Origin of the sequence: Roseiconus nitratireducens, assembly GCF_008629675.1 — a bacterium.
GTDB lineage: Bacteria > Planctomycetota > Planctomycetia > Pirellulales > Pirellulaceae > Stieleria > Stieleria nitratireducens.
The window spans coordinates 22,361-43,529 of sequence record NZ_VWOX01000022.1; the positions used below are offsets into that span (position 1 = coordinate 22,361).

The 21,169-nt window shown below is 60.7% G+C and carries 14 protein-coding genes; 13 read left to right on the top strand and 1 reads right to left on the bottom strand.

From position 1 onward, the window contains the following. The first annotated feature begins 225 nt into the window (after positions 1–225). The 4 genes from FYK55_RS25380 to FYK55_RS25395 all read left to right on the top strand — a co-directional run bounded on the left by FYK55_RS25380 (position 226) and on the right by FYK55_RS25395 (position 8,814). The gene (locus tag FYK55_RS25380; RefSeq protein ID WP_150079440.1) at positions 226–3,606 is read left to right on the top strand and encodes a beta-galactosidase; all 3,381 of its coding nucleotides are present in this window, start codon (positions 226–228) and stop codon (positions 3,604–3,606) included. Positions 3,607–3,854: 248 nt separating this feature from the next. After that, complete coding sequence (locus FYK55_RS25385) at positions 3,855–4,823, top strand: SgcJ/EcaC family oxidoreductase (protein WP_150079441.1); 969 nt, start codon at positions 3,855–3,857, stop codon at positions 4,821–4,823. 749 nt (positions 4,824–5,572) lie between these two features. Then, on the top strand, positions 5,573–6,709 hold the full coding sequence (locus FYK55_RS25390; protein ID WP_150079442.1) for a hypothetical protein: 1,137 nt from the start codon (positions 5,573–5,575) through the stop codon (positions 6,707–6,709). A 458-nt stretch (positions 6,710–7,167) separates the two neighbouring features. Further along, positions 7,168–8,814, top strand: coding sequence for a mechanosensitive ion channel family protein (locus FYK55_RS25395; protein ID WP_150079443.1), 1,647 nt, complete (start codon positions 7,168–7,170; stop codon positions 8,812–8,814). Between the two features lie 153 nt (positions 8,815–8,967). Here FYK55_RS25395 and FYK55_RS25400 read toward each other — a convergent pair whose 3' ends face one another. Next, on the bottom strand, positions 8,968–9,519 hold the full coding sequence (locus FYK55_RS25400; RefSeq protein WP_150079444.1) for a MarR family winged helix-turn-helix transcriptional regulator: 552 nt from the start codon (positions 9,517–9,519) through the stop codon (positions 8,968–8,970). Positions 9,520–10,237: 718 nt separating this feature from the next. Here FYK55_RS25400 and FYK55_RS25405 point away from each other — a divergent pair. From FYK55_RS25405 to FYK55_RS25445, 9 genes are all read left to right on the top strand, one after another. Continuing rightward, a complete protein-coding gene (locus FYK55_RS25405) occupies positions 10,238–11,110 on the top strand; it encodes a glycine/sarcosine N-methyltransferase (protein WP_150079445.1) in 873 nt (290 codons plus the stop codon). Then, a complete protein-coding gene (locus FYK55_RS25410) occupies positions 11,107–11,946 on the top strand; it encodes an SAM-dependent methyltransferase (RefSeq protein WP_150079446.1) in 840 nt (279 codons plus the stop codon). The genes FYK55_RS25405 and FYK55_RS25410 overlap by 4 nt, the downstream gene beginning before the upstream one ends. Positions 11,947–12,135: 189 nt before the next feature. After that, positions 12,136–13,890 (top strand): BCCT family transporter, encoded by a 1,755-nt coding sequence (locus FYK55_RS25415; protein ID WP_150079447.1) that lies wholly within the window; start codon positions 12,136–12,138, stop codon positions 13,888–13,890. Then, positions 13,887–14,123 carry a hypothetical protein gene (locus tag FYK55_RS25420; RefSeq protein ID WP_161604745.1) on the top strand — a complete coding sequence of 79 codons (237 nt, stop codon included), beginning with the start codon at positions 13,887–13,889 and terminating at the stop codon, positions 14,121–14,123. The genes FYK55_RS25415 and FYK55_RS25420 overlap by 4 nt, the downstream gene beginning before the upstream one ends. A 114-nt stretch (positions 14,124–14,237) precedes the next feature. Continuing rightward, complete coding sequence (locus FYK55_RS25425; RefSeq protein ID WP_150079449.1) at positions 14,238–14,831, top strand: hypothetical protein; 594 nt, start codon at positions 14,238–14,240, stop codon at positions 14,829–14,831. After that, positions 14,828–16,384: a sodium:solute symporter family protein gene (locus tag FYK55_RS25430; RefSeq protein WP_150079450.1), complete on the top strand. Its 1,557-nt coding sequence runs from the start codon at positions 14,828–14,830 to the stop codon at positions 16,382–16,384. Before FYK55_RS25425 ends, FYK55_RS25430 begins: the two co-directional genes overlap by 4 nt. A 135-nt stretch (positions 16,385–16,519) precedes the next feature. Further along, entirely contained in the window at positions 16,520–17,596 is a 1,077-nt protein-coding gene (locus FYK55_RS25435) for an aspartate/ornithine carbamoyltransferase family protein (protein WP_150079451.1), read from the top strand. Positions 17,597–17,867: 271 nt separating this feature from the next. Then, positions 17,868–19,787: an asparagine synthase (glutamine-hydrolyzing) gene (gene asnB, locus FYK55_RS25440; protein WP_150079452.1), complete on the top strand. Its 1,920-nt coding sequence runs from the start codon at positions 17,868–17,870 to the stop codon at positions 19,785–19,787. Positions 19,788–19,862: 75 nt separating this feature from the next. Beyond that, a complete protein-coding gene (locus tag FYK55_RS25445) occupies positions 19,863–21,101 on the top strand; it encodes a Zn-dependent hydrolase (RefSeq protein ID WP_150079453.1) in 1,239 nt (412 codons plus the stop codon). Positions 21,102–21,169: the final 68 nt, after the last annotated feature.

A 21,169-nucleotide genomic window follows, 5' to 3' on the forward strand; every position in this document is an offset into this window, starting at 1 on the left:
TGGAGGCTGCGGTGGCGACTCGATGAGCCCGAGCGGTGGCGACAGAGTCCCGGTGATCCGGGACCAATTGTGGGGGGACGCGTTGGAAACCGGCCGGGCAGTGTGCAAAAATGAGGCTCAGCGAATCGGCCCGACTGCTCCTCCGCTTTTCCCCAGCCCGTTCCGATTCGCGCTCCGTGGGCATTCTGCGGCGAGATCGACTCCTCTTCTCTCGGGTTGTATCGAATGAGACTTTTCCAGCGTTTGAGCGTCTGGTTGGTGGCGTGGTGTGCGATTCCCGGTCTGGCCGAAGCCGAACAAGCCACCGGGCCGCCCGGCAATTCGATCCGCGTGTACCACATCGGCAACAGTTTGACCCGCAACCTTCCCCTGGGCCGATTGCATAAATTGTTTGAATCGGTCGGTGGAAAATACGACTACGGCATGCAGCTGGGTGGCGGGATGCGGCTCTCCCAGCATCTGGTCAAACGCAGCCACGGCGGTCCGCCCGGCAGCGGCAAATACAACCTGGTCAAACGCTACGGCGCGTACGACCAGGCGTTGAAGCAGTCGGAGTTTGATGCATTGATCCTGCAGCCCTATCAGGAGCCGCTGGACGATGAATTCGAGTCGTTCCAGAAATGGCCCTTCTTCAAGGGTGGCGCGGTGCAGTCTGCCGCGGCGTTCATCGAGTACGCGTTGGGACAAACGACACCCGGCGGTGATCGCTACGATCAACAGCACGCCAATACCGATCACGTGGCAACCCGGCGGTTCTACATTTATGCGACGTGGCCAAAAGCCGAAGCGGTGCTCCATCAAAGGGGACCGAACAAGAACTTCTCGAACTACTGGGCAACCCCGTATCGCGGCGGCGTTCAACCCTGTCGCGATTACTATGCGAAACTTGTTGAACGGCTCAACGAGCGTTTTTCCGATCTGCCGATACCGGTGCGGATGATCCCCGCCGGCGAAGTGCTGGCGGAACTGGACCGAAAGATTCGCGGCGGGGAGCTTCCGGGGATCGAAGCTTTTTACCAGCGTCATCAGCCCTATTTCCTCAAGGCCCGCGGAGAGTCGGCGCCGTTCAATCCCAAGACGTTTCAAGCCGATGCCGGCGTGTTGAACTTTTACGCCGACGGAATCCACTTGAACGATCAGCCGCACAACGGCAAGGATTCCGGGACCATCGGTTCGTATTGCGCGGCACTCACGGTGTACGCCACCTTGACCGGCAGCAGTCCGGTCGGATTGTCCGCGGAACCCTACGAGATGTTTGATCCGCAGGTCGACGCAACGCTGATCCGAGTGCTTCAGCAAACGGTCTGGGATGTCGTCGCCGGTCACCCGTACACCGGGGTTCCCAGCGTGCCGTCAGAAGACAATGCAACGGCGTCGTCAGGTGACCGGCAGCGATTGACGGTCGAAGCGCCGGCCGTCGAAACGCCGCTGGACGAAGGCAATTCATGGGCGTTTGGACAGCCCGAAGATGGTTTTCGTGATGACGCGTTGTTGGATCTGCGTGGCTTGAACGAAGCCCGTTCGGGTCAGAGCGGATTCATTCGCGTGAGCAAAGACGGCAACGGATTCCTCCGGGGTGACGGCCAGCCGATCCGATTTTGGATCGTGGGAACGGACGGCCATCGCTTTGAACCCGAGCAGATGGACCTGCATGCCAGGTGGCTCGCCAAGTTAGGCGTCAACATGGTGCGGCTGCACGTGACGGTCTGCGATCATCGGGAAGGGGCAAGGATCACCGATGTGGATGACAAACTAATCGAGGGAGTCCATCGATTCATCAAAGCGGCCAAGGACAACGGTCTGTACGTTTTGATTTCTCCGTTCTACGCCCATTTTGATGCACCCCAAAGCTGGGAATTGCGCGGCGGCAAGGTGGACATGGAGGGGCTGTTATTCATCGATCCGAAGTTGCAGCGGGCGTACCGTCACTGGACGCGCGAGCTCTACACGCGGGTCAATCCTCACACGGGACTGCCGATCCGAGACGATCCGACCGTTGCCATCCTGCAGATTCACAACGAAGATTCGCTGTTGTTCTGGACCATGCAACGGCTTCCCGAACCATACCGCGAAACGCTTTCGGAGGAATTCAGCAAGTGGTTGAGTTCCCAATACGGGTCGGTGCAGAAAGCCTGGGCGGCGTGGGGAGACGGATTCAAAGGGGAAGATCCGCTGGACAATCCTCAGCAAGGCAGAATCGGTTGTCTGCGGATCTACGACTTGACGACCGAGGGGGACGGGGCGTTCGCCAGACGCCAGCAGGACACGGCCCGATTCCTGGCGGAGTTTCAACGGGACTTCTACGCCAGGATGGGAAGGTACTTGCGGTACGACCTTGGTTGCCAGCAGCTACTCAACGCGACCAACTGGCGGACGGCGGACGATCCCAAGCTGAAAGCACTGGAGCGATATTCTTATCACGCGTTGGACATCGACGCGGAAAACGAATACGTCGGTTCGGATTACCAACACCAGGGTCCCAACGACAACTACCGGATCGACCCCGGGCACCGGTTGGTCAATGAATCGGTGTTGTCCAAACCGTTTGAGATGTGCACCAATTTTCGCCAGGCCGAAGGGCACCCTTTCATCGTCACCGAAACCGCTTGGAAGAATCCCAACCGGTACCAGAGCGAGGGGCCTTTCCTGGCGGCCGCTTACCAGAGTCTGACCGGGATTGACGGTGTGGCCTGGTTTTCCTGCCAGACGCCGCGCTACGAAACCGATCCGTTGAAGCCGTTTTGGAAAGTCGACGATCAGTTCGCCATGCACAAGTGGAATCATTGTTACCCGGCGATGATGGCGGGGTTTCCCGCCAACGCACTGCTGTATCGGCGCGGGGATTTGAAGCAGTCCGACGCGGTCGTCCGAGAGGTGCGATCGCTGACGGAGATCTGGCAATTGCAGCCGCCTCGGATCGCCGATGACGAAGCGCGTGGCGATCAAAGGAACTTGGCGGATTTGCGACCGGCCTGGTCTGGTCGCGAGGGAGAAATCAATCGGGCCGCATTCCTGATCGGCCCGGTGACAACGGCACATGTCGAACAGTCCGAGGATTCCAGCGTTGCCGACCTGCAGCAGTGGTTCGATCCCGAGGCCGGCACGATCCGCTCGGCAACGGGAGAACTACTTTGGGACTACCGGCGACAGATCTGCACCATGGACGCGCCTCGCGCCCAGGGGGTCACCGGGTTTCTCCGGGACAACGGCGGGCACTTCGAATTGTCCGACGTCACAATCGACAGCCAAAATGAATACGCGACGGTCAACGTGGTCAGTTTGGATGATCGCCCCCTCGCCGTCTCGGAGAAAGTGTTGGCCCAGGTCGTGACCGTCAATCGACTGACGGGGTATCGCACCAAGCCGGCCACGATCACCGTCGGACAAGGCGATGCGGCAACTGCGGTTGCCGGCGAAGAAATCGTGCGGCTCGGTGAACCGCCGTTTCGCATCGCCAACACCGAAGTTTCATTGCGAGTTCACAACGAGAAGTTGCAGCGGGCGATCGTCTTGGACATCAACGGCTATCCGGTCGAAACGATCGCGATCGAGCAGGGAAGTGTGACTTTTCCACTCTCGGCGGTGTACGTGGTGCTCACGCCCTGATCAACGATTTGCGGCTCGTGGCAGGCGTTGGCCGATCAAACCCTTTCCAGCCGACGTTGTTTTCGGGGTAAAGGAGCGCGGCGTGTTGCCGGTTGCCTTACAATTCGGGGTTCACGGCGAGGCAATTTCGGGGCGGCATCCAATTGCGCGAGACCCCGGGGAGGACTCGCCACCGGCGAGTGGCCGGTTGTGCGGAGAAGGATTCAACGAATCGCGTCTTACTACATCTAGCTTCGGGAGTTGTTTCCATGCGTGCCCTGCTTGCCCTTTCCCTGTCGGTGCTGGTGGCCGGCCTGCCGTGCGGTCGCGCAGTCGCCGACGAGCAGGAATTGAATGCCGCGATCGGCGGCTACGTCAAAGCGTTCAACGATCAAGATTTGGACTCGGTTGCCGCGATGTGGACCGAAGATGCGACGCACATCGACCGTGAGACCGGCGACCGGACCGAAGGTCGAGACGCCATCCGATCAGATCTCGCGGCGGTGTTCGAAGAGCGACCGGAAACGCGGCTTTCAGGACAAGTCGACTCCGTCCGAATGATCACGCCCGAGGTCGCCAAGGTCGAGGGACGGACGATCGTCGGAGTTCCCGGCGAGGCTCCGGTGGAAAGCAGTTTCTCGGCGATCGCCGTCAAGCAGGACGGGAAATGGATGATCGATTCGATTGAGGAAATGCCACTGCCGCAACCTCCCACCTCCTACGACGCCTTGAAACAACTTGATTGGCTGGTCGGCCAGTGGGTCGACGATTCCGATCAGACACGCGTCGACACGACGGTGCGTTGGTCGCCCAACCAAGCCTTTCTGATTCGGTCGTTCGTCGCTTCCGATGATCAGGGCGTCAGCCAGCAGGGGACCCAGGTGATCGGGTGGGATCCACGAAGTCAGGAGATTCGGTCGTGGACGTTCAATTCGGACGGATCATTCGGCGACGGAGTGTGGTCCCAGAGCGGTGAAGACTGGTTGATCAAGTCCAGTCAAACGACAGCCGAAGGCTTGGCGGCTTCGGGCACCTACGTGCTTTCACGACCGGACGACGAAACGATCCAGCTGCAGTTGATCGGCCATGAAATCGAAGGCGAACCGCAGCCCAGTACGGAAGTGGTGACCGTGGTGCGACAAACGCCGCCCGCGGACGACGGCTCGGCAGACGCCGACGCGTCGGACACCGACACGACCCCAGGATCAGCGATCGAATCGGGAGGCGTGATCCGATGAGAAAACTAACCACCCTGTTGCTGGCCGGCGTGATGATCGTCGGCCTGCCCGACTCCGAAGTGCTTGCCCGCGGAGGATTCAAAGGCGGTGGAGGCAGCCGCGGCGGAGGCAGGTCGATGTCGGCCGGACGTGCCCGCCCGAGCACGCACAACTTGAGCCGCCCGAGCCCGCGTCCCAGCATGAGTCGTCCCAGTCCGTCTCGGCCGTCGATCAGCCGGCCGACGGCCAGCCGTCCCAGCGTGAGCCGTCCCAGCGTGAGCCGGCCCAGTGTCAGCCGGCCCAGCTCCAAACCGAGTTTCAATCGCCCCAGTCCAAGCCGGCCCAGTCCAAGCCGGCCCAGTCCGACTCGACCCAGCCCAAGTCGACCCAGTGGCGGGATGAAACCGTCCACGCGTCCGTCGATCAGTCGTCCCTCGATCAACCGTCCGAGCACCTCGCCCGGCGGCCGGCCCACGACCTTGCCGGGCGGTTTGACGCGACCCAGTACGCGACCGAGTCCAAGGCCAGGCGATCTGACACGACCCTCGACACGACCCTCGACACGACCCACGACACGACCCTCGACGCGGCCCTCGACACGACCGAGCTTGCCGAATTTGGCCGGCGGGAAAGACCGTCCCGGGGCTGGACGTCCGGGACGCCCCGGCGGCAGTGGCGGGCGCCCGGGGTTGGATCGCCCCGGATTCACCCGTCCCGGAGGCAGCGGCGGTGCTCGACCCCGGCCGGGAGACCTGGGAGATTTTCTGGGCATGGACCGACCCCTGCGGCCTGAGACTTTGCCCGGGTTGGTTCGACCCGGCGGGAATCGGCCGGGGCCTGGCGGCGACCGACCGGGAATCGGCGACGGGAACCGTCCGGGAAGACCGGGCATCGGTGATGGGAACCGCCCCGGAAGGCCCGGCATCGGCGACGGCAATCGTCCCGGTCGACCAGGAATCGGCGATGGCAACCGCCCCGGGAGGCCCGGCCGCCCGGGCGGCGGAATCGACATCGGCGACATCAACATCGGCAACAACACCGTCATCAGCAATCGTCCCGGTTGGGTGAACATCGACAACGATCGCATCAACAACATCAACAATCGTTGGCAGAATCAGATCGGCGGCATCCAGAATTGGCGGGGACGCTATCCCGACCGGGGCCGGTACTGGAACAATTGGGGCAACGGGGTCCGCAACCACTGGGACCACTATCACCATCACGGTGATTGGTTCGGGCCTTCCTGGTGGAACCGCCACTATCACGCCTGCGGAGGCTGGCACTACGGCTACGCCTTCAACCGCTATCCGTGGAGTTATTGGTGGACCGTGCCGACGTTTGCCACGTTCACCAATTGGTTCAGCTGGTCGGCGCCCAGTGCGGTTTGGACGCAACCGGTGTACTACGACTACGGCCAGGGCGGAAACGTCGTCTACCAAGACAATTCGGTGTACATCGATGGCCAGCAGGTAGCGACCGCGGACGAGTTCGCGCAAAGCGCCGCGGCACTGGCGACCGTTGATCCTCCGGAGGATGAACAAACCGCCGAAGAGATCGATTGGATGCCCCTGGGCACGTTTGCGGTCAGCTCGGGAGAGAAAGATGTCGATCCCAATCGAATCCTCCAACTGGCCGTCAACAAGGAAGGCATCATCAGCGGCACGCTGTACAACACCCAAACGGATCAGGCCGACACGGTCCAGGGTCGCGTCGACAAGGAAACGCAGCGCGTCGCCTTTCGGATCGGTGAGAGCGAGGAGGTGGTGGTCGAAAGCGGCTTGTACAACTTGACGCAAGACGAAGCTCCGATCCTGGTTCACTTCGGCGACAGCCGCGTCGAGAACTGGCTGCTGGTCCGTTTGGAAAACCCCGAAGCGGAATCCGCGGACGCCGAAGAGGCGCCCTGAAGTCGACCGCGTCAATCACTTTTTTTACCAACGGGCGAGGGCCAGTTAGCGTCCTCGCCTGTCGATGCAGCGTGTCGTGACAGAAGGACGAATCGTGCGGCGCGCAGCCAAGTCGATCTCTCATCGGCGGTTGGCAGTCGGTTGATTGAGGAGGGGTGCGGTTCGCAATGTCGGATTCCGCTCCCCAAAACCGCGGGAATCAACGCAACGTTCGCGGATTGAAAGACGACGATCGAGAGTCAACACGCTGCTAGGGGAAAGTTCGGAGCCGGACCTTCGTTCGAAGCGGGGCGATTTTGTGCGTTGACGATCTGGCGGTCACCTGGCCGCATGGAAATCGGCCAGGGTGCAGGTAGCCAAACCGATGCCGACGGGTTTGCAAGGAAGCCGATTTCGCTACGGTGGTACCAGCTTGACCTCGCGATCCGTTCGAAATTCTTGCTTGAGGAGACTGGCTCATGATCGAGTCGTTGCTGAAGTTGTCCCTGGCGTTCGCGTTGCTTTTGGGGACTCCGTGGGCTGGCACGACCTTCGCGCAGGAGGCCGATTCGGGCGAAGCGGCGGAGGCATCCGATGAAGGCGGGGAGGAGGCATCCGCGGCGGGTGCGGCTGACCAGGACGCGAAGGATCCGCCCTACGAGCCGATCACCACGGTCAATCCGCAGATCCCTCCGGATCAATTGGAAATCCTGGTCAAGCCGCTGACCAAGTCCGAATTGCAGGGCGAGGCGGATGCCTGGTTGGAGTTGTTGCGGAAGAAGGCCAAGCAGATTGCCGCGGCGCAGCTGGCCGTGAAGAAAACCAATGAGGCGATGGATGCCGGAGATGGCCGGGCCGCCGAAGCAGCGATGAAAGCCGCCGACGCGGTTCAAAAGAAAGCCGAAGCCGAAGCCGAGGCGACGGAAAAGGAGATGTCCGAAAAGGCTCAGAAGCAACTGGGGTTGGATGAAGCGCCACCGACCCCCGGCGATGATTCGGCCGACCAGGAAGATGCCTCGGGAGACGAAGATGCCGCCGGCGAGACGACTGGAGAGGCGGCCGGAGACACCGAAGGCGACGCACAGGGAGGCATGGGTGCCGCCGCCTCGGCGAAGAAGGAACAATTGCTCGCGGACGTCAGCGAGCTGCAGGACCAACGCACGGCGATCGCCGATCGTTTGGAGGTCGTGTTGTACTCATTGGAACTCAAGGGCGGCGACGTGGAGGAGTACCGCAACTATGCGGTGGCGGTTTCGGGAATCGACCTGGATGCCACCGATGCCAGCGCCACGTGGGCGGCGATTACCGGATGGTTGGCATCCAAGGAAGGCGGCCAACGCTGGCTGTGGAACATCGCACTGTTCCTCTTGATCCTGCTGATCACGTGGATCGCCGCACGCGTCATCGCGGCGGTCGTCAACTGGTTGCTCGAACGCAAAGTCAAGCTTTCGACGCTTGCCGAAAAACTGATCTCCAGGACGATCAAGGATGTGATCATGCTGATCGGTTTTGCGATCGCGTTGACCGCCTTGGAAATCGACATCACGCCGATCCTGGCCGCGATCGGAGCCGCCGGTTTTATCATCGGGTTTGCCTTGCAGGGGACCCTCAGCAACTTTGCCAGCGGTTTGATGATTCTGATCAATCGGCCGTTTGATGAAGGCGATGTGGTGAACGCCGGCGGCGTCACGGGAACGGTCAACCAGATGAACCTGGTTTCCACGACCTTTCGAACCTTCGACAACCAGACCATTCATGTCCCCAACAACGAGATCTGGGGCAGCGTGATTACCAACATCACCGCGAACGACAATCGTCGCGTCGACATGGAGTTTGGGATCGGATACGAAGACGACTTCGAAGAAGCCGAGCGAATCATTCGCGAGGTCGTCACGCAGCACGAATTGGTCTTGGAAGATCCCGAGCCGATGGTCGTGATGCACGAGCTGGGGGATTCCTGCGTCAAGATCGTGTGCCGCCCTTGGGCCAAGACCAGCGATTGGTGGACGGTCAAGACGGAGGTCACGCGACGCGTCAAGCAGCGGTTTGATCAGGCCGGAATTTCGATCCCGTTCCCACAGCAAGACGTGCACCTGTACCAGCACGCGGCCGAAACGGCTGGCTGATCCCCAGCCGTGATCGCGACGACAGCCCCTGCCGTCGGCCGAATCACATCAGGCTCTGTCTGCAGACGAGTAGCTACGCTCGCCAGAGCGTGGCTTTCCGCCGTGATCGCGAAACGGCAAAACCTTCGGCGCTCCCGCCTTGGCCGACTGCTGTCACTCGGCGCGATCGTCGTGGGACTGCCGCGGCGAATCAGCGGATGCTGGGTCTGCCGCGGCCCGGTTCGAATCCGCTTGCTGCGAGATCTCACCGGACGTCAGGTGGGGTGAAGCGTCCAGATGTTCGGCTTCCATCAGATGGGCGACGCGCTGCAGCGTGGCCAGGATTTGCAGACGCTCCCAATCCGCGAGCCCGGACAGGTTGTCGCGGAAGCGGTCTTGCAGCAGGGAGGGAGAGCACTCGAGCATCGCCCGGCCGGCGGGTGAGATGCTGATCAACACGCTGCGGCCGTCGTCGGGGCTGGGCTGGCGGATGATCAATTCCCGTCGTTCCAACCGTTGCAGGATGCCGGTGACCGTGGCTTGGCTCAAATGGACGGCTCGTGCCAGCGTGGAGGGCGGCGTGGGGCCGATCCGCAAGACTTCCTGCAGGACGGCCAACTGAGGCCCGGTCATGCCATGCCCGTTGACCAGCCGGCGCGAATGCAAGTCGATCGCGCGAATGATTTGTCGAATGGCGGCAACGATTTGGTCTTCGTGGGAAAGCATTACAGGCGATCTCGCAGATCGACGGCTTCGGCAGATCGACGGCTTCGATGGTCGGCGGCTTCGATGGTCGGCGGCTTCGATGGTCGGCGGCTGACGACCGCGGCCAGGATTGCCTCCGTCATCGGACAATGGCGGTGAAGTCACTTCCATCGCGAAAGTCGCCCCTTGGCCGCCGCGCAATGGCTCCAGTTTTCCACGCCGCGGTGAGCATTGCTACCGCAAAGTGACGCCAACCGCCTCCGCGGTCTCGCAATCTTGCCGCCTTCAGATCCGCTCGCGAAAGCCAAATTCTAGTCTCTTCTCGCCTAGTAGCTGCCGTCAGCCGATGTCGGAAAACCACGCTGCGGGGGGCTTCGCCACGAGACGGAGGTCTTCGCCACGAGATCTCGGACGCGACCTTTAGCAAGGTGCGAGGCCCTCCGGCCGGGAGGGGGGCGTGCCGGTTCAAGGTAACAAGTTGTGAGGATTCCTGAGAATTTGAGGCCGGCATCGTCGTAGGCCGGCCGCGGCGGTTTGGTCAACGGTCTGGCTGTGTCAGGACCCGCCGACGGCATCGATTTGCTCACCGCACTCACGTTAAATTCAGACAACCCTCACGCCGATAATGCTTTCGGTTCAAAGCAAATTTTGGTATTCTTTGAGCTCGTCCCGAATGCGGGCACCCCGACAGGGGGATGCCGTCACGGGTTCTCCCCGCTCCGACCGCAAGTAGTTGTCTATGAATCCGCAGAACGAATCGCTCCTTGACTACAAGACCCAAGACTACGGTCACGACCCCACGGAGGTGAGGCACACCGATACATACACCGATGAGTACGTCCGGGGCTTTGTGGAAAAGTGGGATGAGTTGATCGACTGGGATCAGCGGTGGGCGGCCGAAGGCGATTTTTTCATTGAGCAACTGCAATCGCGCGGAGTCCGACGGGTGTTGGACGTGGCCACCGGGACCGGGTTTCACTCGGTGCGATTGATCGAAGCCGGGTTCGACGTGGTCAGTGCCGACGGAAGTCCCTACATGCTTTCCAAGGCCTTCGAGAATGCTCGTCGACGCGGGCACGTGCTGCGAACCGTCCAGGCCGATTGGCGATGGCTCAATCGCGACGTTTACGGTCGCTTCGATGCCGTGATTTGTCTGGGCAACTCGTTCACCCACCTGTTCAGCGAGCGAGATCGGCGAAAGGCGTTGGCGGAGTTTTACGCCGCGTTGGTTCACGACGGCGTGTTGATTCTGGATCAGCGCAACTATGACGCGATCCTGGATCATGGTTTCAGTTCAAAGCATAAGTATTATTACTGTGGCGAGAAGGTTTCGGCAGAGCCGGAGCACGTCGATGAGGGGCTGGCCCGATTCCAGTACTCGTTTGCCGACGGATCGGTGTATCACCTGAACATGTTCCCGCTTCGCAAACGGTACACGCGGAATCTGATGCACGAGGTTGGGTTCCAGTCGATCGATACGTACGGTGACTTTCTGGAGACGTATCACGAAGAAGATCCCGACTTCTTTGTGCACGTGGCGTCCAAGCAGTACGACGAGGCCGAGATCGTCGAAGAGCCGTCCGCCGAACTGCCGAAGGAGGCCCAGCAGTGACATCCACCACTGACCAGGCGACTCAAACCGCCCGCGATTATTACAACAGCGATGATGCCGACCGGTTTTACTCTGAGGTCTGGGGCGGGGAGGATATCCACGTCGGCTTGTATCGCTCCGATGACGAGCCGATCAAGGATGCCAGTCGTCGCACCGTTGACCATCTGGCGGATCAGCTGGAGGGGATCGATTCAGAGTCCGTCGTTTTGGATATCGGTGCCGGCTACGGTGGGGCAGCCCGCCGCCTGGTGCAGCGATTTGGTTGCCGCGTGATCTGTGTGAATCTGTCCGAAGCCGAGAATCAACGCAATCGCGAATTGAACGCGGCGGCCGGAATCGATGACCGGATCGAGGTGATCGATGGAAGTTTCGAGCAACTGTCTCTGGAGGACGAGTCCGTCGATTTCGTCTGGTCCCAGGATGCGATCTTGCATTCGGGCGATCGCTCCCGCGTGTTTCGCGAGGTCGACCGGGTGCTGAAGCCCGGGGGTCGGTTCGTGTTTACCGATCCGATGCAGAGCGATGACTGTCCGGCGGGTGTGCTGGATCCGATTCTGGCTCGGATTCACCTGTCGGATCTTGGATCCCCCGGTTTTTACCAGAAGCTTGGCGGTGAACTGGGTTGGCGCGACTTGGGATTTGAGGACCATACCGGTCAGCTTGCCAATCACTACCGCCGCGTTCTGGAAACCACCGAACAGCGCTCGGCGGATCTGACCGGCAAAATCTCCGCCGATTATTTGGAGCGGATGAAGGCCGGGCTGAAACATTGGATTGACGGCGGCACGCGAGGGCACCTAGCCTGGGGCGTGTTCCAGTTCGAGAAACCTGCCTAGTGTTCCAGCACGCGTGTTTCAACACGAGTGTTCCAGCACGCCGGGGGGAATGCTTTTCCAGCGGAGTCTGGAAAGGCGGCCCGTCCGGGGCCTTGGAGGGTAGCAAACGCTCGGTTTTTCCTGCCGAGCTTGTCACGAAACGACCGGGGTTCGATTTTGGGAAGGATCGGACCGTAGAAGAGAGAATCTTTGTCAGAAAGCGATATCACCACGGAATTGCCTCGCTTCAGCATGGGAAAGCATTTCGAGATGCATCCGGTGGTTTTCCCCGCCGGCGCCTTGCTGGTTCTGACCTTGGTTCTGGTCTGTTTCTGGTTTCCCAGTGACCTCTTGCGGGAAAACTTCATTGGCATCCGCGATTGGATCGGCAACCGCTTTGGCTGGTTGTACGTCGCGTCGATGTCCGGCTTTCTGGTGTTCGCCATCTGGTTGGCGCTGGGCCGATACGGAAATGTTCGGCTAGGGGCCGATGATGAACTGCCCGAGTTTGGGCGGGGTTCTTGGTTCGCCATGTTGTTCAGCGCGGGGATGGGGATCGGGCTGCTGTTCTTCAGCGTGGCCGAGCCGATTTACCATTATCAGGAGACTCCGCCGGGATTTGCAGACGGGCTGGAGGCGTCGCGGCTGTCGATGGCGGTGACGATCTTTCACTGGGGCTTTCACCCCTGGGCACTTTACGCCGTCGTCGGGCTGTCGCTGGCCTACTTCGGCTTCCGTCACGGGATGCCACTCAGTTTTCGTTCTCTGCTGCATCCGCTGCTTGGCGATCGGGTGTGGGGCCGGACCGGGGATGTGATCGACACGTTGGCCATCATCGCCACGCTGACCGGTGTGGCGACCTCGTTGGGGATCGGAGCCAAGCAGGTCAATGCGGGGCTGACGTTTCTGTTCGGCGTTCCCAACGGTGTCAACATTCAGGTCGGGTTGATCGCGACGATCACCGCTGTGGCCACGGCTTCGGTCGTGAAAGGTTTGGACGCGGGGATCCGACGGCTGAGCGAGTTGAACATCGTGTTGGCCGGCGCGTTGATGGTGTTGGTGATCTTCGGTGGCGGACTGATATCGTTTCTCGGCGCGTCGGTCGAGAACGCGGGCGCTTACCTGCAGGTGTTGCCGTTCAACTCTTTCCGCACGGGAGCCTTCAACGCCGAAAGTCGTCAGTGGCTGACCAGCTGGACCGTGTTCTATTGGGCTTGGTGGATCAGTTGGTCGCCGTTCGTGGGCATGTTCATCGCGCGGGTTTCCCGCGGCCGGACGATTCGCGAGTACATCACCGGCGTGCTGCTCGTGCCGACCTGTGTGGGGATCCTGTGGTTGACCGCTTTCGGAACCACCACCTTGCGCCAGCACACCCGCCACTTGGAAAAAGTGGAAAACGGCGCGAAACTTGCAGCCATTGATGACACATTGCCGCGGTACTGGGTCGCAACCGAGGACACTCAGGGCGATCTGGAGCGGCTGGAAGACGGAACGTTTCGTCGCCAGCAGCTTCCCTTGACCGCGGTGGAATATTTGGACGCACCCATCGTGACGGACGATGGCACCACCAAAATCGACACCTTGCCGACGGTGTTGTTTGTTTTGCTGGAGGGGATGTTTTCGTCTCCTTTTCTGGTCAAAACCGGTGCCGGCATTGCAACGCTTTGCATCGTTCTATTTTTCGTCACGTCGTCGGATTCGGCATCCATGGTGATCGACATTATCGCCTCGGGTGGCAATCCGAACCCGCCGGTCGGCACGCGATTGTTTTGGGCATTGACCGAAGGCATCGTCGCGGCGGCGTTACTGATCGCTGGCGGCTTGCAGGCGCTGCAAGCCGCATCGATCGCAGCGGCTCTGCCGCTAACCGTGGTGCTGCTGTTGGCCTGCTACGCGCTGGTGCGTGCGTTGGCCCAGGAGCACGTCATAACGAATCCTGAACCTCAAGCATTAGGAGATCCATGATGGAATGGACAGATCCCGGAACTGCCGGACTGAAGACGTATGAAATCAAGCAGATTGACGACCAAGGTGAACTGCTGGCATCGGTCGACGTGGAAGCCGATAGCGGCGAAGCGGCCGCCAAGCAATTGGAAGAAGTGGCTGACGGAACGCAGAACATCAAGGTTTGTCTGGGCGACGACGTCATGAATGAAATGGGCGTCGACTACTGGATCAAACGGATGCGTCGTCGTTAAGCGGATCGTGCCCGGGTGAGATCTCGGGCAGGTTCGGCCGCGGGGTGTTGATCCACCGGGATCATCGCCTGACGCGGCATCAGGACACGTCGGACCCCGAACAGGAGCGGTCGCTTGCGATTGATTGCTGTCACTTTCATCGTCATGACGGCCCAGGCCTTCGGTGGTCTGGCGTTCTCGTCCGCTGCGCAAAAAATCTCGATCGCGCAGCTCTCTCTCTTCGCACAAGAAACCAGCCCCCTGCCGCAGGATTCCCAGGATTCCGCGCCGATCAGTTCCTCGGCCGATCCGGCCGCCGAGTCATCTCAGTCGCTGCAATTTGATCAAACCCGTTTTGAAGCGGCGGAAGGCTACCTGACGCTGACCTGGAACGAATTGAACTCTGCCGCCGAGTACAGCGTGCGACAGGATTCGGGTTTGGAAGTCTATCGCGGCCCGTTGCCGGAGGCGTTCGTTTCAGGATTGCCCGACGGGACGTATCAATTCACCGTTGACGCGTTGGACACTCAGGGGCAAGTCATCGCCCGCAGCGCCCAGCCGGCGGTCGTGGAGGTCGTTCACTGGCCGCTGCGAATGGCCTTGGCCCTGTTCTTTGGCGGCTTGGTCATTTTTCTGTTGTTGATCGCCGTGATCATCCGCGGCGCCCTCGGTCAGCCGGAGGAAGCAGCGGCTGAACCCTCCACCACGCAACCGGAGACGACGACGTGACGTTCCCGTTAGCGGCAACCCCGGAAACGATCCTCCGTCCCAGTTCCGGCTACATCCTGTTGGCGATCTTTGGCATTGCTTGGGTCGCGTTGGGGAAGTGGTGGGGGCGACGCGCGCAGTCCTACGACGGGTTTGCCGTTGCGGGACGAAACGTGGGTTTGGCGTTGGGCACGGCGACCGCTGTGGCAACCTGGATCACCTCCAACACCACAATGCTGGCGCCCCAATTTGCGCTGCAACTGGGCGTCTGGGGATCGGTCGCTTACTCCACCGCCAGCTTCGGGTTGTTCGCGTTCGCTCCGATGAGCGGCCGGATTCGAACACTGATGCCGCAAGGTTACACCGCGGTGGAGTTCGTGCGCCGTCGGTATGGCCGACTCGGATCGATCCCCTTCCTGATCATCTCGCTGTTCTACGCGCTGACGTGGCTGATCTCGATGGCGATGGCCGGTGGCAAGTTGCTCAATGTACTTTCGGGGATTCCCTATGAAGTGGGCATGACCGTGGTGGTCGGTGTTTGCGTTCTGTACACGTTGTTCGGCGGCATGTATGCCGTCATCGGCACCGACTTTATCCAAAGCATCATCATCCTGATCGGATTGGTGGTGGTCGCGGTGGCGGTCTTGATGCACGTCGATATGGCGGACGTTCATGAAACGCTGCGCACCGAGCGGCCGATGCTGTTGTCGGTTCTCTTCCCCGCGGCATTGATGGCGTTATTCAACAACATGCTCTTCGGGTTCGGGGAGATCTTTCACAGCAACGTTTGGTGGAGCCGCGCGTTCGCGATGCGTGACGGCGTCGGCCCGAAGGCATACGCGTTGGGTGGACTGTTGTGGCTGCCGGTTCCGGTGGTCGCGGGGTTCCTGGGTCTGGCCGCACCGGCCCTGGGAATCGGGATCAGCCAACCGGACACGGCCGGGCCGCTCGTGGCGGCAACGTTGCTTGGCACCGGCGGAGCGCTGCTGGTGTTCGTGGTGGTTTTCTGCTCGTTGGCTTCGAGCATCGATAGCCTGTTGGCGGCCACCTCGGACTTGATGGTCAACGACATGATCGAGCCTTACGCGAAAAAGGAGTTGAGCGATGCGGCGAAACGCAAGTTGTCGATGTTCAGCATCGTGGCCCTGGGCGTGCTGTCCTGGGCGGTGGCGTGGGGCAACAATTCGACGCTGGCGACGGTGTTGTTCTTTGCCGGTCCGATGGTGGGAAGTTGCATCTGGCCGATCGTTGGCGGGTTGTACTTTCGCCGTGCGAGTCCGGTGGCGGCTTGCGCCGCGATGGTGCTGGGCAGCGTGGCCGGGCTGATCGCTTATGAGCTGATTTTTCCCTTTGTCGGTGCTTTGGTGGGGGCGGCCGTCAGCGGGATCACATTTGGGGTGTTGATGTTCCTTCATCCAGACCAATTTGACTTTGCTACCCTGGCGGGACCGAAGCGGCCACGCGGCGCGGACCCGCAGTTCGCCTCAGCCGGAACGGCGAGTGCGGAAACGGCTGGGAAAGAAACGCCCGGGGCGGACCAGAGTGGGACCGTACAATCAGGAGAGATCGACTGATGGTAATTTTTCCTCTGTGGCTTCTGAAGACATTGGTGATTGGTGGTCTCGTGCTATGTGGTGCGGGTGCGGCGGCGCTGATCTTGTTCTTGATCGCTGACTCTCGACAAAAAAGGATCTGGTAAATCTGGTCCGATGAATAGAAACAAAAATGTGGCCGTGCCTCTGATCGATCGCGCGACGAATTCGAAAGGGCAGAGTCTGCCGCCGGCCGAGTTGCTCGCCGCGACCGACGGACGAATTGATCGCGAAGCGCTGGAGGCGTTGGGCGGCCAGTCAATTCTGAATCCGCGACAATTCGATCGACGGACGGTCGTGGCGATTTCACAGCTTGCGGCGCTCCTGGAAGCGCGCAACGTTGAAATGGAAAAGCCCTTGGACGGGAAGATCGCCATCACCGCGTTCTTCGAAGCCAGCACTCGCACGCGGTTGTCGTTCGAAAGCGCGATCTTGCGACTGGACGGCAAAGTGTTGTCGGTGCCCGATGGGCAGGTCACCGGGATTGCCAAAGGGGAATCACTGGCCGATATCGGCGAGATGTTCAACACCTACGGCGATGTCGTGATCATGCGTCATCCGGAAACGAACAGCATGGACGAGATTCGCAAGAATCTTCAGCGTCCGCTGATCAATGCGGGCAACGGCAGCGGTCATCACCCGTCTCAGGCATTGATCGACTGGTACGCACTGTTGAAGTGGCGACCGGAGTTGTGCACCGAAGATTGTCCGCCCGAGAGACGGATCCACTTGGGAATCATCGGGACGCCCGGTTCGATGCGGGCCGTGAAGAGCTTCTTGCGTCTCTCACTGATGTTTCCCAAGGCGGTCGACCGAATCACGCTGGTGTCCGAAATGGCCGATCCGGTCGGTTTGGATCTGACCGAACCGATCGAAGAATCGCCGATCCCGATCGAAATCACCAACGACGTTCGCGAAGTGCTTGACGACCTGGATGTGGTATACGTCAACTCGATCGCGTTCCTGGGCGACAGCTATCGGAACCTGGACAACCGCTACAAACTGGATCGTTCCAGCAAGCTCAAGCCGGGGGCGGTGATCATGCACCCGTTGGCCAGAAACAACGAGCTGTCGGAAGATTTGGACGAAACAGATCACAACCTGTATTTCGCCCAGGCGGCCGGTGCGGTCTTTGTCCGGCAAGCCATCCTGGTCGCCGTCCTGCAGCGGCTGGACCGGATCAGCGATTTGTAGCGGAACGTTCATGACGCCCTGAGACCGTCGGGACGCGTCGCCAGAGGGCCCCGGCGGGGCGCACGCGGTGCTCGTGGACGTCGCTCTGGGGTGCCGTCATCGCGATGTCTCGATGATGTCTGGGCGGGCGTTTTCGGACGTCGGTCAATTTCGGTCGCCGGGACGGCTCGGCAGATCCCGGGCCCGTCGGAAGTGTGCCGATCGAAATCGCGCCCCGCCGATTCGAACCACTTTCCACACCATCCATCTATCTCTTACCCCATACTTCAACATGTGCGGAATCACTGGATTCTGGAACCCTTCACGGACTAATGAACGCGAGCTTCGCTTCGCCCTGGACCAGATGCTGGATGTGCTGGACCACCGCGGACCGGACGAACGCGGAAGCCGGCTGTACGTGGACCAGGGACTGGCCCTGGGACACACCCGGTTGTCGATCATCGGGCTCGACCACGGGCACCAGCCGATTGAAGCCGGGCAGGGCGACTATGCCGTCACCGTCAACGGCGAACTGTACGGGTACAAACGCGTGCGGACCAAGCTGGCCTGCGAATCCCTTGCCTGCGACGGAAAGAGCGACAGCGCGATTACCTTGCCGTTGTATCGCAAACACGGGCTGAGCTTCGTCGACAAACTGCGAGGCGAATTCGCGATCGTGTTGTACGACCATCGCGAGCAGCGCCTGGTGCTGATTCGCGACCGCTTCGGAATCAAACCGCTGTATTTCGCGGTCAACGATTCGGGCATCGTTTGGGGATCGGAGGTCAAATCGATCCTCAAGCATCCCGACATCCAACCGAAGCTGTGCCCCAAGGCCGCGGTGCATCAAATGATGCAGGTGATGGTCCCGGGGTCGACCGCGTTCGAAGGCGTGCAAGCCCTCAAGCCGGGGCACATGCTGGTGGTCCAGATGCGCGACGGCCGCCTGGAAACCAACATGACGCGGTGGTGGGATTTGGAGTTTCCGACCTCGCACGATCCCAACCCCGATCCCGATGAATATGTCCAAGGCGTGAAGGAGCGGCTGATCGACGCCGTCGCCACTCGACTGGAAGCTGACGTTCCGGTGGGTTGCTATCTTTCCGGCGGAATCGACAGTTGTTCGATTCTGGGCTTGGCCACCACGCTGCAGCAATCTCCCGTCAAAGCATTCACGATCGCTTTTGACAGCGACGAATATGACGAATCGAATATTGCCAAATTGATGGCGGAGCGAACCGGCGCCGAGCAGGAGTTGCTGCTGCTGACCGAGAAGGAACTTTACGGTCCCGCGTTCGAGCGGGCGACGTGGCACGCCGAGCGAACGTTTTACAACACGCTGGCGGTCGCCAAGTGGCACATGAGCCGGCGGGTGCGGGCCTGCAACTACAAGGCGGTTGTCACCGGCGAGGGGTCCGACGAGTTGTTCGGCGGCTACCCGTTCTTCAAACGCGATTGGCTGGGACGTGAGGGCGAAGGTGGCATCTTTGCCGGAGCGATTTTGGCCGAGGAAGACTTGCAGCACCCGGCGTGGCAGGATCTGTGCGGCTTCACGCCGTCCTGGATCCAACCCTGGATGATGACGTTGGAGCGCGTCAAGCCACTGCTGTCCTCCGATATCCAAGACCTGTTGCAGGAATACGACCCGGTTGCCGAAGTCGCCGCCGCGATCGATCCGGATCAGGTTCGCCAGCGTCACCGCCTGGACATCTCCCAGTACACCTGGGCAAAAACACAGCTCGAAGGCCAGATCCTGACGTGGGGCGGCGATCGGATGGACATGGCCAACAGCATGGAGGCACGGCCGGCATTCCTGGATCACCATGTCGCCGAATACGCCGTGACCATTCCGCCCGAGGTGCGGATCCGCGACGGAATCGAAAAGTGGGTCTTGCGCGAAGCGATGGTCCAGGTCTTGCCGCGTGAACTTTATGAACGCGAGAAGTTCGCCTTCATGGCCCCACCGGCGCACACCGACCCGGTCAAACGGAATGCGATTCAGGAAATGATCGATCATTGGCTGACCGACGACCGCGTCAAATCCGTCGACATTCTGGATGCGTCGCGATTGCGTGGATTCATCGATCAGGCCTGGCAAGAAACCGATGGCACCGTCGCGCGGCGCAACGACATCGTGATGAACCATGCTCTGCAGCTGCACATGCTGCACGGACAGTACGTCGAGGGTCTGCCGCTGCCGGTCGTCGATTGACGCAGCCAGTCAAAGGCGTCGATCGACGCGTCGGGTCCGTGGGGACCAGAACGATGTCACACGAAAGGTGAGAGAATGGAACGTAAAGTCAATTTGGAGCGGATCAAGAAGGACATTCTGACGCTGGCGGAGATCGGTCGTCAGGAGTCCGATCGAGGCATTTACCGGATGGCGTTCACCGACGCCGACATCGAAGGCAAACGCTGGCTGCTCGATCGAATCGAAACGGCCGGTCTGGAGGCTAAAACCGATGGAGCCGTCAATGTCTCGGGGATTCTGGCGGGCAAGTCCGACGCGCCCCGCGTGTTGATCGGATCGCACATCGACACGGTTCCTTGCGCCGGTGCCCTGGACGGAACCCTTGGCGTGGTCGTTGCTCTGGAGTGTCTGCGCACCTTGCGCGAACAGGGGGTCCAGCCCGAGCGGACGTTGGAACTAATCGCGTTCAGCGATGAAGAGGGGCGGTTCGGGGGAATGTTCGGCTCGCAGGCCGTGTGCGGACAGATCAACCCCAAGTCCCTGGCAACCATGACCGACTTGAACGGCATCCTGCTGCGGGATGAACTGCAGCGGCACGGCTACGATCCGATGGCGGCATTGGATGCGGCTCGCGATCCGGAATCAATTGCCGGCTACTTGGAATTGCACATTGAACAAGGGCCGGTGTTGGACCGCACGCACAAGACGGTGGGCATCGTGGACGAGATCACCGGCCTCTTCACCTGGTCGGTCACGCTGCGCGGCGAAGCGAACCATGCCGGCACGACTCCGATGGAGATGCGAAACGATGCCTTCATGGGGTTGGCCGACTTTGCCCACGAAGTTCCCCGGATTCTGGCCGAAAACGGCAGCGATCGCAGTCGCGCGACGATCGGCAAAGCCCAGATCCTGCCCGGGGCGGCCAACACGGTGCCGGGCCACGTCGACTTTTCGTTGGATGTCCGCGACACCAGTGAGACGATCCTGGACGAGTTGAGTGCGGCTTTTCGCAAGGCACTCTCGGCGATCGCACGCCACCGCAATTTGATGTTCGAATTCCAGCAAAAGAGCTACCTTCGGCCCGTCGCTTGCAAGGACGAAATCGTCGAGCTGCTGTTGCGTCAGGCCCAACAGCTGGGGCTGGAGTACGAGCGGATGCCAAGTGGAGCCGCCCATGATGCCCAGATTATGGGCAACTTGGTTCCGGTTGGTATGATTTTCGTTCCCAGCAAGAACGGCCAAAGCCACTCGCCGGCTGAATGGACCGCCTGGTCCGATATCGAAGCCGGGGCCAATCTGATGCTGCAGACGGTGGTCGAAATGTCATCCAGCTGACCGCAAGGATGCTGCCGTGACAGTTCGATCGGCTTGTCGGCGCATGCGTCTCCGATGCGTTCGGTGAC

Excerpts from the sequence above, each read along its gene's own strand:
- FYK55_RS25380 (WP_150079440.1), top strand. The coding sequence starts at position 226 with ATGAGACTTTTCCAGCGTTTGAGCGTCTGGTTGGTGGCGTGGTGTGCG.
- FYK55_RS25385 (WP_150079441.1), top strand. The coding sequence starts at position 3,855 with ATGCGTGCCCTGCTTGCCCTTTCCCTGTCGGTGCTGGTGGCCGGCCTG.
- FYK55_RS25390 (WP_150079442.1), top strand. The coding sequence starts at position 5,573 with ATGGACCGACCCCTGCGGCCTGAGACTTTGCCCGGGTTGGTTCGACCC.
- FYK55_RS25395 (WP_150079443.1), top strand. The coding sequence starts at position 7,168 with ATGATCGAGTCGTTGCTGAAGTTGTCCCTGGCGTTCGCGTTGCTTTTG.
- FYK55_RS25400 (WP_150079444.1), bottom strand. The coding sequence starts at position 9,519 with ATGCTTTCCCACGAAGACCAAATCGTTGCCGCCATTCGACAAATCATT.
- FYK55_RS25405 (WP_150079445.1), top strand. The coding sequence starts at position 10,238 with ATGAATCCGCAGAACGAATCGCTCCTTGACTACAAGACCCAAGACTAC.
- FYK55_RS25420 (WP_161604745.1), top strand. The coding sequence starts at position 13,887 with ATGATGGAATGGACAGATCCCGGAACTGCCGGACTGAAGACGTATGAA.
- FYK55_RS25435 (WP_150079451.1), top strand. The coding sequence starts at position 16,520 with ATGAATAGAAACAAAAATGTGGCCGTGCCTCTGATCGATCGCGCGACG.
- asnB (WP_150079452.1), top strand. The coding sequence starts at position 17,868 with ATGTGCGGAATCACTGGATTCTGGAACCCTTCACGGACTAATGAACGC.
- FYK55_RS25445 (WP_150079453.1), top strand. The coding sequence starts at position 19,863 with ATGGAACGTAAAGTCAATTTGGAGCGGATCAAGAAGGACATTCTGACG.